This window comes from Lactococcus garvieae, from assembly GCF_016027715.1.
Classification (GTDB): domain Bacteria; phylum Bacillota; class Bacilli; order Lactobacillales; family Streptococcaceae; genus Lactococcus; species Lactococcus garvieae_A.
Window position 1 is genome coordinate 1,564,484 of record NZ_CP065691.1, and the last position, 14,291, is coordinate 1,578,774.

Annotated in this window: 18 protein-coding genes; 3 read left to right on the forward strand and 15 right to left on the reverse strand. The window is 33.9% G+C overall.

Features of this window, described 5'->3' with window-relative positions:
• The first annotated feature begins 88 nt into the window (after positions 1 to 88).
• Complete coding sequence (locus tag I6G50_RS07830; protein WP_197908440.1) at positions 89 to 700, forward strand: nitroreductase family protein; 612 nt, start codon at positions 89 to 91, stop codon at positions 698 to 700.
• A gap of 319 nt (positions 701 to 1,019) precedes the next feature.
• On the opposite strand, the gene I6G50_RS07835 is transcribed toward I6G50_RS07830, so the two are convergent.
• The 13 genes from I6G50_RS07835 to I6G50_RS07895 form a co-directional block, all read right to left on the reverse strand.
• Positions 1,020 to 2,270: a hypothetical protein gene (locus I6G50_RS07835; RefSeq protein WP_197908442.1), complete on the reverse strand. Its 1,251-nt coding sequence runs from the start codon at positions 2,268 to 2,270 to the stop codon at positions 1,020 to 1,022.
• A gap of 118 nt (positions 2,271 to 2,388) precedes the next feature.
• The gene (locus I6G50_RS07840; protein WP_197908444.1) at positions 2,389 to 2,601 is read right to left on the reverse strand and encodes a helix-turn-helix domain-containing protein; all 213 of its coding nucleotides are present in this window, start codon (positions 2,599 to 2,601) and stop codon (positions 2,389 to 2,391) included.
• Positions 2,602 to 2,759: 158 nt separating this feature from the next.
• The gene (locus I6G50_RS07845; RefSeq protein ID WP_197908446.1) at positions 2,760 to 3,083 is read right to left on the reverse strand and encodes a sigma-70 family RNA polymerase sigma factor; all 324 of its coding nucleotides are present in this window, start codon (positions 3,081 to 3,083) and stop codon (positions 2,760 to 2,762) included.
• A 733-nt stretch (positions 3,084 to 3,816) separates the two neighbouring features.
• Positions 3,817 to 4,173, reverse strand: coding sequence for a hypothetical protein (locus I6G50_RS07850; protein ID WP_197908448.1), 357 nt, complete (start codon positions 4,171 to 4,173; stop codon positions 3,817 to 3,819).
• Entirely contained in the window at positions 4,173 to 4,709 is a 537-nt protein-coding gene (locus I6G50_RS07855) for a hypothetical protein (protein WP_197908449.1), read from the reverse strand. Before I6G50_RS07855 ends, I6G50_RS07850 begins: the two co-directional genes overlap by 1 nt.
• 177 nt (positions 4,710 to 4,886) lie before the next feature.
• Complete coding sequence (locus tag I6G50_RS07860; protein ID WP_197908451.1) at positions 4,887 to 5,066, reverse strand: hypothetical protein; 180 nt, start codon at positions 5,064 to 5,066, stop codon at positions 4,887 to 4,889.
• 56 nt (positions 5,067 to 5,122) lie between these two features.
• Positions 5,123 to 5,626: a hypothetical protein gene (locus tag I6G50_RS07865; protein WP_197908453.1), complete on the reverse strand. Its 504-nt coding sequence runs from the start codon at positions 5,624 to 5,626 to the stop codon at positions 5,123 to 5,125.
• A 482-nt stretch (positions 5,627 to 6,108) separates the two neighbouring features.
• Complete coding sequence (locus I6G50_RS07870; protein WP_197908454.1) at positions 6,109 to 7,824, reverse strand: hypothetical protein; 1,716 nt, start codon at positions 7,822 to 7,824, stop codon at positions 6,109 to 6,111.
• On the reverse strand, positions 7,821 to 8,150 hold the full coding sequence (locus I6G50_RS07875) for a hypothetical protein (RefSeq protein WP_197908456.1): 330 nt from the start codon (positions 8,148 to 8,150) through the stop codon (positions 7,821 to 7,823). Before I6G50_RS07875 ends, I6G50_RS07870 begins: the two co-directional genes overlap by 4 nt.
• A 337-nt stretch (positions 8,151 to 8,487) precedes the next feature.
• Positions 8,488 to 8,757, reverse strand: a complete 270-nt coding sequence (locus I6G50_RS07880) for a hypothetical protein (RefSeq protein ID WP_197908458.1) — start codon at positions 8,755 to 8,757, stop codon at positions 8,488 to 8,490.
• Between the two features lie 3 nt (positions 8,758 to 8,760).
• A complete protein-coding gene (locus I6G50_RS07885) occupies positions 8,761 to 9,024 on the reverse strand; it encodes a hypothetical protein (protein WP_232252349.1) in 264 nt (87 codons plus the stop codon).
• 4 nt (positions 9,025 to 9,028) lie between these two features.
• Positions 9,029 to 9,202 (reverse strand): DUF1655 domain-containing protein, encoded by a 174-nt coding sequence (locus I6G50_RS07890; RefSeq protein ID WP_232252350.1) that lies wholly within the window; start codon positions 9,200 to 9,202, stop codon positions 9,029 to 9,031.
• A 331-nt stretch (positions 9,203 to 9,533) separates the two neighbouring features.
• Complete coding sequence (locus I6G50_RS07895; protein ID WP_197908460.1) at positions 9,534 to 9,743, reverse strand: helix-turn-helix transcriptional regulator; 210 nt, start codon at positions 9,741 to 9,743, stop codon at positions 9,534 to 9,536.
• 120 nt (positions 9,744 to 9,863) lie between these two features.
• Here I6G50_RS07895 and I6G50_RS07900 point away from each other — a divergent pair, with 120 nt between their 5' ends.
• A complete protein-coding gene (locus tag I6G50_RS07900) occupies positions 9,864 to 10,571 on the forward strand; it encodes a helix-turn-helix domain-containing protein (RefSeq protein ID WP_197908462.1) in 708 nt (235 codons plus the stop codon).
• Between the two features lie 92 nt (positions 10,572 to 10,663).
• Complete coding sequence (locus I6G50_RS07905; protein ID WP_197908464.1) at positions 10,664 to 11,860, forward strand: tyrosine-type recombinase/integrase; 1,197 nt, start codon at positions 10,664 to 10,666, stop codon at positions 11,858 to 11,860.
• A gap of 105 nt (positions 11,861 to 11,965) precedes the next feature.
• On the opposite strand, the gene rpsD is transcribed toward I6G50_RS07905, so the two are convergent.
• Together rpsD and I6G50_RS07915 are read right to left on the reverse strand one after the other, a co-directional pair.
• Positions 11,966 to 12,577, reverse strand: coding sequence for a 30S ribosomal protein S4 (gene rpsD, locus I6G50_RS07910; RefSeq protein WP_003134840.1), 612 nt, complete (start codon positions 12,575 to 12,577; stop codon positions 11,966 to 11,968).
• A gap of 195 nt (positions 12,578 to 12,772) precedes the next feature.
• Positions 12,773 to 14,116, reverse strand: coding sequence for an APC family permease (locus tag I6G50_RS07915; RefSeq protein WP_081168098.1), 1,344 nt, complete (start codon positions 14,114 to 14,116; stop codon positions 12,773 to 12,775).
• Positions 14,117 to 14,291: the final 175 nt, after the last annotated feature.

Here is a 14,291-nt window from a genome sequence, read left to right on the forward strand (position 1 = left end):
TTTTACCACATTCTCTCCATTTTCAATTCATGCTATTCCGAAATTAATTTGCTAAAATAGCTCTAGTAAAAAATAGAAAGTGTAACCAATGGAATATATAGAATTAGCCAAGGCACGTCATGCTGTAAAAAAATTTGACACTAAAAAAGTACCTTTAGAAGATATCAAAGACATTATTAAAACGGCCAGTTTAGCCCCTTCTGGTATCAATATCCAGAGTTGGCATTTTGTCGTTATTGATTCCGTTGAAGCAAGAGCTGCTCTTTTAAAAGAAGTCAACCCTTCAAACCATGAACAAATTAAGACCGCTGGCGGACTTATCATGATTTTTGCTGACAGCCACTACGTAGAGCGATTAGAACTCATTAGTGAACGCGCAAAGGATGAGCTCAATGACCTCGAAACCGAACGCTTCACCAAGCGCTATCAAGCTTATGTGAGCAACTTTGACTCCGAATATCTTAACACCTATATGTCAACAACGACAGGTTTAGTCACTATGAATCTCCTTTATGCCATCTATGATAAAGGTTATAAGGCGAATGTCGTTCTTGGCTATAAACGCTCAGAAAAGATAAATGAGATTCTCAATATTGATAAAAAATTCCGCCCAGAGCTCATCATTCCTTTTGGAACTTCCGATGAAACGGGGAAAGCCAGTTTCCGTTTAGGACTTGAGGATATTATGGATATTCGTTAAAACAAAAAAAATCTGCAGATGCGGATTTTTTTGTTTGCCCTATACTCTTTTAAAATAAAAAACTCTAAGACAAGTGAATGACTTAGAGTTATAGCTCGTGTGAAACGAGATTACATCATTTTGTTGCCTTGACACAGTTATATCAAGGCACTTAGAGATATTTAATAGCGTAATATCAATAATTTAAACTAAAATAATTAACATACAACAACTTACTTTTATTTTCTAACGTAGGTAAAAACGTTATTAAAAACTGCATCGCCGTGCGTAAAATTGAAAATATGATATAGAATTTATAATAAATATTGTTAATTATTATTTATTTCAAATTCTTCAAATGATAGCTCAGTCCTTCTAAGTTAACTATCTTCCACTCGCCATTTAAAGCAAGTCTATTCTCTACCTCTCCATCAACTTCATACAGGGTCCGAAACTCAAAAACCTCTTCATTCGAGTTGTCTCCATATTCATAATTAATATTAACTGTGACAAGGGTTACTGCTCCTGCTGTATCCTCTATTTTAATTAATGAATAATTTCTTATTACAATATTTTGAAATTCTTCTCTAAGAAATCCCGCTTTAGTTTTTACTGACAATGTTTTATATATCATTGATGGGTACATAGAAACTGGTGTACCATAATTTTTATTTCTAATACATTCTAAAAATTCAAAGACTTTTTGCTCTGGTGTATTATCTTCAAAGTTTTTGGGGACAGATTCAAAAACTCTAGGTTTCCATTCTTTTAATAATTCTTCTGATTTTCTTTGCTTCCTACTAGTTTCAGAAATACTTTTAATTATATCTTTTAAACTTGTTGAGTCAACTTCTTCTTTTTTTCTTATCCTTTCAGCTTCACTATATTTTTCTCTTATCCAATCCGCTAAATATATCAATAATGCAAAAGATTTAATTGCAACTGTCTTATTATAATAATTTATATCTCTCCCATGCAAAATACCATTCCTATACGGAAGATAAATCGGATCAGTACTAGTTTTTTTACGATTTTTGCTTAATAATGAAACCAAGGATTTTAAACCACTCCCGTGTCCAGATATACTATCCCAAACCTCTAAGTCAGTTTCTTTCGCAAACAATCCTGTTGGTTCAACGTCATTTAGTATTCCATCAGCACTTAATAGGGCTATTGGTATAGAAGAATGGTATCTTTCAGCAAAATAATCTTCTATTGCAAGGTTTAATAGCTCTTGTCTATCATAAAAATGTTTCCTATAAGAATATTTCTCAAAGTTTTTTAATTCACCTTCATAATATTCTATTAGAGCATCTTCACCGCGATCAATATCTCCTTCTTTTGCTACACTAACACAAAATTTCAGAACATCTATATTAAGTGATTCATGAGAAATCCATCCTTTTTCATGGTAATATGTATTAAAATCATCATTTAATGTTATTAGTTCACCAAATTGTTTTTCTATACTTTTTATATCAATACCTGTATCTATTTTGAATAGTTTTAAAAAAGGTGCCAACACTTTTGAAGTTTTAATCATTTTTTCTAATTCATTGATTGAATTGTTATCTTGAATTTTGTTGCCCATACACTTCCCTTTCAAGCTATTATTTTATAAATATTATATCATTTTATTAATAAGTCTCCTCATTGTTATAAGCTTTACACCTTAAATAATAGGATAATGCATTTTATTCCAAACTATTTTACTTAAATCGCTCCCAATTTTGACCTATCCAATTAATAAATGAATCCCGTGGATATCTTATTTCCGTTCCAATTTTTACTTTAGGTAATCCTGGACAATGTGCAATATTTCCATCAAACCAAGGGATACTAACACCCATCATCTCGGCCGCTTCTTTCTTATATAAAAACAGAGGGTATTCTAAATCGTTTTTTGCTTTTCTGTCTACCATTTCACATCTTTCTATTTTTGCATGTTTTTTTATTTTTATAGTTTTTCTAGTTGATTCTTAAAAAATAAGAAATCCAAATATAATAAAAAAGCCCGCATAAAGCGGTACTTAGGCATGATATTTTATCTATCTAGTTATATTGTATCAAATTATAAAGCTTATTTCTTGTAATACTCTTTAGCCAACTTCTTAACTTCTCGAATAGGATCAGCACATAAGCTATAAACTTTGTTATAAGTTAGCCCTGTTTGTTCTGCAACGTACTTAATCTCTAACTCGTCCACAAATCTTAAACGTATAAGGTTGCGTACCTGCTCAGTCAGTGAATTAAATATCTCATCTAGTTTGTCAATGGTCTGTCGGTTCTTCTTGATATTGGCATCATTACCTCCAAATCGCTCGACAAACTTCTCTGCTCGGCTAGTAGATTCTTCTAATATACCCAGCAAATAGAACCGTATCAAAAATTTATGCTTTGTCATTTTTTATTACCTCATTTTTTACGAATAGCCCAGTCAATCGACCAGGCTATTTTTTATTTCTTGCGATATTTTTGCATGTACTCTTTCATGTAAGCTGGATTAGCTTTTTCCCAATTCTTACGTGTCAATTTACGTGCATCTTTTCTGCATTCTTCACTACAATAGTGAGCGTTACGGCTTGTATGGAACTTCTCTTTGCACCTTTTGCACAATCTTACCCCCATTTTTACACTCTCCTTTCTTTGTTAAACACACATACACGAGAAAAAATGTACAGTGACGGCGTGAAGTACGAGCCGACCCAGGGGGAGGGTGCTATGCCCCCCTATTTACTTTATTGAGATTAGTTACTGACAAGATTTTCAATTAAGTAATTATCTAAAATAAATAAATTATTTTATTTATTACACAAAATTCAAGCTTATGTTTAAGAGCTTAATACTATTTTATTCTCCGTATTTTCGCCTATATTCATAAGCTTCTTCCAGTGTCCGAAAGTATTTCTTGCTACGACTGTCACAGATATCACAGTCTTTCTCAGATTGATACTTAATATATTTAGATTCTAAACCAATCGTTATAACCTATATCTAGTTCGATAGTATAGCGTGTATCCCTACCATATTGAACTTGACTGCGCTTTACAATTGTTCCATGTTGTCTGTAGTAATATCCTGACAGGATCCCGAATACTTTATCTCCTACTTTGAACTCACGCTTAATCATTCAGTCCTCATATATCTTTGATTAAATCACGATAAGAATTGTCAAGCCCTCGCGTATGTTCTGACTTTAGACCGTGGCTTTCATACTTAGCTTCTACTTCAGCAATGGCTTTTGCTTTCTCTGCTTCCATCTCAGCAGAACGATTAGAAACATTGTTATCACGAATATCTTTACCAACTTTAGTCATTAAGGCAGACCACTTAGCCTGTTCTTTCTCGTGCTTGTCTTCTGTTGCTTTCACAGCTTTAGAATACTGTTCCTCACGTTTTCGTTGTTCTTCTTCAGCACCTTCTTGTAATGCTTTAAAGTCTACAATATGTGTGCCGTCTCCAACTTTAATTAAACCTTTATTTAACTCACTCATTATTTATTACTCGCTTTCGGTTGTTTAAAGTTCTTAATTTTAGACCAATCAAACTCCTGTGGTAGAAACTCTTTATGGTGATTGTGACTATAGCCATACGGTTTGCCGTTGATAGTATCTATGAGGTCATTAGCTTTCACAATATTATCCCACGAATTGTCAGCTATCTGTTTAAGTCGTTCAATTGGTTCTGCTGTTTGATTGATAAGGTCAGCATTTACTTTCCCTGCCACTGTTATAATTTCATTATGCATAGCTTGCTTATCGTAGAAGTCTCCAGCTTCAAGCTTTGCCTTATGTTTTTGGTAGAGTTCAATTGCATTCTTAGCCGTACGAATCATGTCCTTAGCTTTAGAATAATCATCAACATTGACTGATGTTTCAGCAGTTGCCATCTCTTGTTTTGCTTTTTTCAAATCTTCTTGGGCTGTTGCTATTTTTTCGGTGTATTCCTGAATATCTTTCGCCTTTTTAGCTTGAGCTTCTGTAATATGCTGTTTAATTTCTTCAAGTGTTTTCATTTTAATTTTCTCCATAGTTCTATTAGTAATTGTATCTGTCATTTATTAGTTGTTTGTGGGATGTCTTGCTCTCATACTTGCTCTCTTTCTTATGGTAAATATATAGTATAATCGGAAGTTGCTTAACAAGCTGTAACTCCTTTTGCTCACTGAGTTTATAGCCCTTTAATAAAAATCATTAAAACAGCCTAATTATTCGAAAAGTTTTACCTCTCCTCCCTCTGTTTCACCCTCATATCGAACGCCTGTTTTAGACCTGTTTTGTAATGGTCTTGCTCGAAAACCTACAAAAGAGTTATTAGCGTTGTAAGGATCGCGTTTATCTATTTGTTCTTTTGGCAATGGTGCAAACTCCTTAGCAAGTTGTTCCATGCCTTGGCTCGGTATACCTGCAATAAAGTCACAAACCTTTATTATCTTATCTATGATTATTCCTCCACTTCACCTAGCACACCTAAGCTAGCCTCAAGAATAGAAATAGCTGTTGTGATACGGTTTACTCCTATGTTTGTTTGTCCTCTCTTAAAAATATAGTCTTGGACTTCGTGGAGGTTATTTAACATATCTACATTGAGTTCATCTCCTACTGGTAGATTTTCTTGGGCTGTCTTGTTTTGGAATTCTCGGTCATGAACACAAGTAATACTGTCGCTTTTATAGTTTAATAGTGTCTGTAATGCATCAGTACCTTCTTTGCTGTCTGAATAACTAAAACCCTCTGAACCAGTTTTCAATAGCTCATGCATATCTAAATCAATATCTAGGATATCGCAAACGGTGCGCATTGATGTATTGAATAACTGATAACGTTGTTCTGCAGTAAGTTCTTTATTTTTGTGTGCATTTTGTAAATCTGTGATTGTATTGAGTGCTTCTGCAATCTCAAATTTCTTTTTACCGATTTCTGTTTTTGGTTTATGTACGGTTGTCATGTATTTCCCTTTTCTGTTTTATTTTAGTTATTGATTATTTTAAGCTAAGGATAAGGGTGGTGTTCTGTTTTGATTTTTCATAATATTTCTTTCTTAAATTTTAACTATACCAATTTATGTTTTTTAATTAATTTGTTTTCAAATGTTCCTTTTTTCACTCTTAATTTTAGTATCCATACCTTTTGAATACCGTTGAAATACTAAAATTAAATACCCATAAATAGCATGGTTGAGCTAAGAATACCTAAAATACCTAAATTTTAGTATTTTCCCCTTAAGAAGGGAGTTAAAAAACATTCATTACTACAAAAATTGGTATAATTTTTAGAAAACATTTTTATAAGATAATAAGTAATAAAAATAATATTTATATACTATATAGAGGAATACCGTTTATATTAGTATTATTGGTATTATTTATTATAGTAGTGCTATTTATAGCTATTTTAAAAAAAGTATACTATGGTATGAGGGATACCTTTTTAAGGTGGTTGAGGTTTTGGGCTTTCCATAAGACTTTCAAGATAAGCTGTCATGGCCTTTCCTGCTCGGTTTGCGTTGGCAATCACAAAGGCTTTTTTAGACGTATAACGTTGTTCATTTTGTAGAAATACTTTTCTATTCGCCTGTTTCCAGCCAATGTTAAATAAAGCTCGTCTACGCTGTTCAACTTTTCCTTTTCCTTGATAGGTTTCTTTAAGCAGTTGGACGAGTTCAGGATATTCACCATAATAAATAACATCAAGCCCTTTACTTCGTTCTTCAAGAATAAAAACTTGTACATCATCAAATTCAAACGTTTCACTGTTAAAATTATTCATTTCAACATTTCTATAATTAAATTGATAATCTTCTGTTTGCCAGTAGAGAAAAGAACTTATAAGAGCACCTAGACCAGCAGTTGCCTTGCCTGTTCGACTAGCACTCTCTTTTGTTTGGTCTGTGAATGTTTCCCAATAAGGCTTGAATATTGTTTCTCTTTCCTTGGTACTTTCTCCTTTTGGACGGTCTCGAAAAGCAATGTTTACCGCTCGACTGTTCATGTCTGATGACAGTAACACAGCTTCGTTACTGTCAATTGCTAATACTCCCGTGAGGTTAACCTCTGCATAGTTTTGTCCTATGGATCGTGCGGGCCGTTTGCTTTCAGTTGCCAGTATTTTAAGGTAACGTTCTAGCTCTCGGTTAATCTCGCCTGCTTCAGTCACAAGCAACATTTCGCCTCCGTCATAACTTGCCCAGGCAAAGTCACTCATTTTACCTTTGAGGGCGTCCAAATCAATATCTTTTGTATCAAATATTGAACTAATAACCTTGTGCCTTAATCCTTTACCTGTTCGTACTCCCGACTTGCTGATAAAAAAGCGTGACTTCGTGATTTCACGACAAGCTACAAGCATGGTATAAACGGGCTGTAATTTAGCATTGTGCAAGCTGTCCGCATCATCTATAACCATATCGAGATAATCGTCATAAGTTTTTGAGCAGTCCATGACCTCACGCCAATCACAATCAAAGACTTTAAAATAAGTTTCATTTTCTTGAATAGCTCGATTTGGTATAAGTTTTTTAGTTTGTAAATCGAGTTGAAAATCATTACATGCAATAACTGCTGTTTTGATTGCTTTAATCGGCTGTAATTCTAAATGAGTATGTATGAACTTGATAATCTCTAATAATTCATGAGTAGAAAACTTGTTTCCTTTTCCACCTACTTTGTAGCGCCTTGAAACTTCAAACTCTGAAAGTAATTGAAATTGCTTATCATTAATCAAGTACATAGCATTATTTTGAAAAGCTATAGTACCAAAGAGATAGTCTAATATTGTTCGTACATAGCGAGGTATGGTTTTACTTGTTGTAATAATCTCAACTTTTCCCGAACCGTCCTCTGTGGTTCTTTCTTTTGTGTGAGTTTCACCATAGAACACTGAAATAGCATTTAGTCCATTGTTCAGAAATAAGCTCGGTCGTTTTATACGTTTCTTTTCTGCACCATTTATCTGTACAAAGGGGTACTCATACACATCATTATGTAAGACGTGTACTAAGTCTAAAGCTTTAGGAATTTCTGCACTATCTACGTTGTCGAACAGTTCCCATGGTAAAGATTTTACTTGAGAGAGGTTCTTTTCAAGTATTTTTCTAAATTCCTTTTGCTGTTCCAATTCTTCAAGGCGTTGATTTGTTCCTGTCACTCGATCACCTCTAAATTCTCCATCCATTCTAAATCGGCCATTCGGTAGCCCATGACTGCTTTTTGAATAGAAAAACCTGTTTGTTCTTTTTTCATAATACCTGCGGTTCGTTCTGCTTCATCAACTGGGATAAAATATCCATTGTCTGTCGACCCAATGGCACAACCTACACCCTGTAGGTACTCAATGCGATATTGTAAGCCTCTTTCTGTAAGATTGAGTTGCTGAGCTAGTGCATTAAGCTTAATTGCCTTATCAATGCCTATGTGTGATTTTAAAGCCTTTATAATTGCCTGGTCTGTTTTTTGAAAATCCTTTAATTTCATGAAAAATTTCCTTCCTACTTTTCAAGTTCAGATATAATATTTCGCACTAATAAAACATCTTTAGTTTTAATCGTTGCGTAATTATTTTGCATTAATTTTGAATAGCTTAACACTGCAGTTTCATTTACAAATGCTTTTAAAATTTGAGCGTACACAGTGGAGTTAGTACAAATTACCCACCCAGTGTTTGAATCAAAACTAGCGTTAATCTCGTGTTCACAGTTCGCACCGCTACAACATTTTTTCATTTTCTTATTTTTTACCTTTCAATTTTATATTTTGCCGTGTATTTTCTATACTTGTTTTCTAAAAGTGGTTACTTATCGCCAAATTGTAATCACTCTGCTAACTCGTCCATGAGTTGGTTAAATTGTTCTTCTGAGTTCCAGATAGTTCGATCTCCGTCTTCTAAAATAACTTCTCGAAGTCCAGCTTTTACTAATTTTTTATAGTAAGCTTCATTGATTTTTAGTTTTTTCTTCAGATCAGCTTTCTTTTTATATTTAATTTTATCGGCTTGCTGCAACTTAATATTAATCATCTTGTCTAATCGACTTAATACTGATTGCGTTAGTTCTTGCTCAGCCTGTTCAGATAACAAACTCATTTATTAACCCTCCTTTTCCCTGTGGAGTTCAGCTTCAATCAATTCGTCTGTAAGTTCCGCAATATCTTGTACTCGCTTATCAATCATATATAGAGAAGTAACAAGTGAATTTTCTAATCGGTTGATTTCGTAAAGTCGTCCGTTACCCTCATTTTGATATAAACCTGTTATTTCATCTATAATCATAGTGATTAAAGCTGTATTTTCTGCGTTTTTATCTCTAATATCATCAATCATTTCTTGTTTAGCAGTATCTTTATTTTTCATACCCTTACACCTCCGATAACTCCACTTGGTAACCATCCCCTAAGAATGTAAATGTAACAATGGTTCTGCCGTCAAACAGCTTGTCTGTGTTGTCGTCTACTTCGATATGGTGGCGTGCTTTCAATAAACACTTATTGAATAATTTTTTTGCTTCATCTATGCTTATAAATTGTGTCATTTGTTTTTTATCTCCAATTTGTTATAATTAGAGCAGAAATAGGATTACCTATGTAATTCTGCTTATTATTTAAAAGTCGTTTATTGCTGGGGAGCGTTCACGGCTTTTTTTATTGTGCTTTTTCTAGATTTACCATAATAATACTTATGGCAAAATTATCCATCACTCAAGTATTTCAATTTAATATATAATTTCAATAGACTAAACTGAAATAACTATTTAATTACTAATCCTGTCTACCTTACATTTAAGGTAATAAAAATATTAATCCCTTTCATAATCCCAATTTTACACACGGCCAAATTTTGTTTGCTTTACTTTTGCATACTTTTTAATTAAAAAAAATATCTTCTATTGTAATTTCTGGAAATAGTGGTACTAGTAATTTTTTAAATGCAACTTTTTCAGAATCAGTAAAAGATGTTTTTTCTTTCTCCTTGTTATGATAAGTTTGTTTACTAATACCTAATTGTTTCCCCAATTGCTGTTGAGTAAGTCCTAACATGTTTCTGTAACCCTTTACCTTATTGCAATACCCCATAGTTTTTCACCTCCTTTACTTTTGCATACAACAATTATAAAACTATTTGTTTATTTTGTCAATACTTTTATTTACTTTTTACAAAAAAAAGTTTATTATGGTAAAAGAGGAAAATAATATATGAATATAAATGCAAAAGCTGTTGGTTCAAGAATCAATGATATTAGACTTTCTTTAGGTTTATCTATGGAACAATTTGGAAAGCTATTTAATACATCTAAAGGAACTGTAAACAATTGGGAAAAAGGGCGTAATCTTCCCAACAAAGAAAATTTATTAAAGATTTCATCTCTTGGAGATACTACTATAGAATATATTCTCCATGGAACTATGGATGAATATATTGACAGTCTTGTGGCTCAACTTCAAACAGACTTGTTAACAGATAAAAGTATAAGTAATAATATTGTCCCTTTCATTCTTAATGAAATAAAGAATATAATGTATTCAAATGCTTCTAGTTTTTTTAGTACTAAGCAAGCAGATAAAAAATTTAATGAAGTCAAGAAATATACAATTGAGTCTTGGTCTGATCCTGAAAGTTTGGAAAATAATATTTTAACAAATCTCAGTAGAGAATTACGTACTCGAATTCTAGATACTATGAAATATTCTTACAAAAGCTACTATGATAATTCTGAAGAAAAAATAAGTTCGGGGGAATATTTAACAGAAAATTCTAGTGAAATACTTAAAAGACTTCATTCTTTAGAGGATTTCATAGATGCCTATTTTGATGCCTTGCGTTTTTTGGATAATCCTCAAATAGCATCTAATCTTGATTTGCTTCCCGATTTTACAGCAAAAATAGACCAAAGAATTAAATAATCGATAATATCTATTTATATTAAAAGGCTAACTAATATAAAAATTTCATGTTCTCAATTTTGCGCACGGCCAAATGCAATAGGAGAATCAACATGAATAAACTAAATATCAAAGAATACAAAACTAAAACTGGAGAAATACGTTACATTCTTCGAGGTGCTTATATTGGCACTGACAAATTAACAAGTAAACAAGTACGTACAGACATTCGCGGTCGTACAAAAAAAGATGTTAAAAACAAACTTCAACGTAAGCAGAGTGCCTTTATAAAAAATGACTGTGTGAAAAAAGAAAAGCAACTTAAAACTTTTGCTGAAGTTACAGAAGCATGGTTCGACACTTATCAGCATACTGTAAAAAGCCATTCTATAGAAATCATGCGATCAAATTTAAATAGATATATCTTACCCGCTTTTGGTACTACTAAGATTGACAAGCTTACTACTACTCAAATACAACTACAAATTAATAAATGGGCTAAAAATGCTAGCTCTCCACTTAATGGAGCAAAGCGCCGAAATAAAGGGAATGCTAAAGGATATAAACTTCTTCTCAATATAACTAATAGAATATTCAAATACGCGATTTCTATAGGGCTAGTGAGCTTTAATCCTTGCCTTACTGTAATTGTTCCAAATATCAAAATGGAAGCTACAGAACGTGAAATAAAGCATTTTAACAAAGAGCAGTTAAAAGCATATTTTGAATATATGGATAGCTTATCAAGTACCTGGACAAATAATGAACTAAAAACTATTTGCCGCCTATTGGTGGCTTCTGGTCTGCGAATTGGAGAGGCTACTGCTCTATATTGGTCCGACATTAACTTTGAAAAGCAAACTCTATCTGTCAGTAAAACAACAACTGGACATCAGACAATTCAAGATACTCCAAAAACAAAGCACAGTAAGCGGACTATAATTATTGATCAGAAAGCTATATCAAGCTTACAGAAATGGAAATGGTATCAACAGTCCCACTTTTTAAAACTTGGTAGTCCTAATCAACAACTCGTATTTCCTACAAGTTCAGGATCAGTCCTTGATTACCAACGGCTTAGAAAGCCCCTGCAGCAAACGTTTAAAGTAGCTGGACTACATGATATAGGATTCCATGGTTTTAGGCATTCTCATGCTTCACTATTGCTCAATGCTGGAGTATCGTATAAAGAAATCCAAACAAGACTAGGTCATGCAAGTATTAAAATGACTATGGATATTTACAGTCATCTTGAACAAGAGAAAGAAGTTGAGGCAGTAGAACTTTTTTCTAAATATGCTAATTTTTAGAGGTAACGTTAGTAAAAACGTAGTTAATTACTTTTTAAACAAAAATAAAAAAGCTCTAAACCCAATCATATAGGGCTTAGAGCTATATTTTATCTCAAAGAGATATTACATCATTTTGTTGTAGAATTCGACGATAAGTGCTTCGTTGATTTCTGTGTTGATTTCGTCACGTTCTGGAAGACGAACGAGTGAACCTTCAAGTTTTTCAGCGTCAAATGATACAAAGTTTGGACGTCCTTTAGTTGCTTCTACAGCTTCAAGGATTGCAGGAACTTTCATAGATTTTTCGCGAACTGAGATAACTTGACCAGGTGCTACGCGGTATGATGGGATATCAACGCGTTTTCCGTCAACGAGGATGTGACCGTGGTTTACGAATTGACGTGCTTGACGACGAGTAGTTGCAAGACCAAGACGGTATACAACGTTATCCAAACGTTGTTCAAGCAATGTCATGAAGTTGAAACCAAGTGTTCCTTCTTTAACACGTGTAGCTGCTACGAACAAGTTACGGAATTGACGTTCAGAAACACCGTAAGTGAAACGGAGTTTTTGTTTTTCAGCCAATTGCAAACCGTATTCAGAAAGTTTTGAACGGTTGTTTGGACCGTGTTGACCAGGTACGTAGTTACGACGTGCAAGTTCTTTACCAGAACCTGTAAGTGAGATGCCGAGACGGCGAGATTGTTTCCATGATGGACCAGTATAACGTGACATATGTATGTCTCCTTCAAATTTTTTTGAAGAATATTGACAGCCTCGAATTCGTGCATTTCACTTTCGCCTTACAGCTTCGGTTACTTCGTAACAAGCAAAATGTTGACGAGTTTTCTAGCTGACTGCTATATTCAACTTTACTATTTTAGCAAAATTCTCCTGTCCTGTCAACCTAATATCTTAACAGGAGTCTGCTTATTTAGATTTTACTTTAACAACGGTTGCTACTTGTTTCATTTTTGTTTGGTAATAAAAGACAGGCACTCCGGCAAGGGTTATTGCTATCCCAATCATCGCAAGTACGGGTTGTTGTGTAATCGTGGTCCACATAATAAATAGAGCACCCAACATTCCCACAACAGGCAGTACAGGATAAAGTATTACTTTGTATGGGCGGTGCAGATCAGGTTCTTTTTTCCGTAAAATAAATACAGCAAGGATAAGTAAGAACGAGAAGAACCACATGACAAAGATAACGAGGTTCGTCAAGATATCAAACGATCCCGCCGCCATAAAGATACATGCTAAACTTGTCACCAACGCAGCTGATACAAATGGAATTGCATTTTTGTTGAGTTTACTCAAATGTCTTGAAAATGGCAAAGAGTTTTCCAAAGCTAAGGCATAGGGAACACGTATAGCAGTCATCGTGTAACCATTTAAAGTTCCGTAAACCGAAATTAAAATCCCAATGGTTACTAATTTTCCACCGTTAACACCAAATAATTTTTGTGCAGCATCTGAAGCTGTATTTACATTACCCGAAATTTGCTCTAAGGGAAGAACCTTGAGAAAGCCTAAACTGATAGCAACATAGATAAAAGAAATAATCAATAACCCTATAGTAATAACTTTTGAGAGATGTTTTTGTGGATTTTTCATCTCACCAGCAATATTTCCGACATTCATCCACCCGTCAAAGGCAAATAAACTTGCGACTAGAGCACCACCAAGTCCCGCAAAAAAATTAACATTTTGTCCAGCCTGTATCGGGAATAATTGTACTTCTACTTGAGAATTCGCTGTCAAACCAAACACAATAATCAAAAATATAGGGATTAATTTTAGAATTGAAGTAACTTGCTGAAAACGTGAAGTAAAGCGTGATCCCAGTAAATTAATCGCCATGATTGATAAGATAGAGATAATCGCGATAGGAATCAGTAAGTTTTGTGGCAAGCCCAATAAATTAAGAACCTGCGTCGCAAAAATAATCCCTAATGCCGCCATATTCCCTGGATTATAAATCAGAACCTGTACCCAACCAAACAGAAAGCCAATCAGTTTCCCATAACTTCGCTCTAAATATTTCACAGCACCACCTGTTTCCGGTATGGCCGCTGCAAGCTCCGCCACGCTTAGCCCAGCACAGATAGTTAAAGTTCCGCCAACAGCCCAGGCAAGCAGTGTCAATGAAGCAGATTGCGTTACGGCAACCATCGCAGCAATCTTAAAGAAAACGCCAGCTCCGATAACAGTCCCAACAACAATAGACAAGGCTCCGAAAAAACCGATATCATTTTTCAAGTCTTTTTCCATGTAGTATATTTCCTTACATCATATATTCACTAAAAATTTTAGTGTTATGCACTATTATACTTTAGTACTTCTATACACCAAATGATTAGTGAACATTCTGACAATTGTTAAATGATTGTAACATTCTGTTTTTAAACTCATAAAAAGCTCATCTAAGAAAAGCCCTCAACACACA

Bases quoted from the DNA above. Each gene is read 5' to 3' on its own strand.
- I6G50_RS07900 (WP_197908462.1), top strand. From the start codon at position 9,864: ATGAATATAAATGCAAAAGCTGTTGGTTCAAGAATCAATGATATTAGA.
- I6G50_RS07830 (WP_197908440.1), top strand. From the start codon at position 89: ATGGAATATATAGAATTAGCCAAGGCACGTCATGCTGTAAAAAAATTT.
- I6G50_RS07835 (WP_197908442.1), bottom strand. From the start codon at position 2,270: ATGGGCAACAAAATTCAAGATAACAATTCAATCAATGAATTAGAAAAA.
- I6G50_RS07890 (WP_232252350.1), bottom strand. From the start codon at position 9,202: ATGACACAATTTATAAGCATAGATGAAGCAAAAAAATTATTCAATAAG.
- rpsD (WP_003134840.1), bottom strand. From the start codon at position 12,577: ATGTCACGTTATACTGGTCCATCATGGAAACAATCTCGCCGTCTCGGC.
- I6G50_RS07885 (WP_232252349.1), bottom strand. From the start codon at position 9,024: ATGAAAAATAAAGATACTGCTAAACAAGAAATGATTGATGATATTAGA.
- I6G50_RS07860 (WP_197908451.1), bottom strand. From the start codon at position 5,066: ATGGAACAACTTGCTAAGGAGTTTGCACCATTGCCAAAAGAACAAATA.
- I6G50_RS07850 (WP_197908448.1), bottom strand. From the start codon at position 4,173: ATGAGTGAGTTAAATAAAGGTTTAATTAAAGTTGGAGACGGCACACAT.
- I6G50_RS07855 (WP_197908449.1), bottom strand. From the start codon at position 4,709: ATGGAGAAAATTAAAATGAAAACACTTGAAGAAATTAAACAGCATATT.
- I6G50_RS07840 (WP_197908444.1), bottom strand. From the start codon at position 2,601: ATGGTAGACAGAAAAGCAAAAAACGATTTAGAATACCCTCTGTTTTTA.
- I6G50_RS07915 (WP_081168098.1), bottom strand. From the start codon at position 14,116: ATGGAAAAAGACTTGAAAAATGATATCGGTTTTTTCGGAGCCTTGTCT.
- I6G50_RS07905 (WP_197908464.1), top strand. From the start codon at position 10,664: ATGAATAAACTAAATATCAAAGAATACAAAACTAAAACTGGAGAAATA.
- I6G50_RS07880 (WP_197908458.1), bottom strand. From the start codon at position 8,757: ATGAGTTTGTTATCTGAACAGGCTGAGCAAGAACTAACGCAATCAGTA.
- I6G50_RS07845 (WP_197908446.1), bottom strand. From the start codon at position 3,083: ATGACAAAGCATAAATTTTTGATACGGTTCTATTTGCTGGGTATATTA.
- I6G50_RS07875 (WP_197908456.1), bottom strand. From the start codon at position 8,150: ATGAAATTAAAGGATTTTCAAAAAACAGACCAGGCAATTATAAAGGCT.
- I6G50_RS07895 (WP_197908460.1), bottom strand. From the start codon at position 9,743: ATGGGGTATTGCAATAAGGTAAAGGGTTACAGAAACATGTTAGGACTT.
- I6G50_RS07865 (WP_197908453.1), bottom strand. From the start codon at position 5,626: ATGACAACCGTACATAAACCAAAAACAGAAATCGGTAAAAAGAAATTT.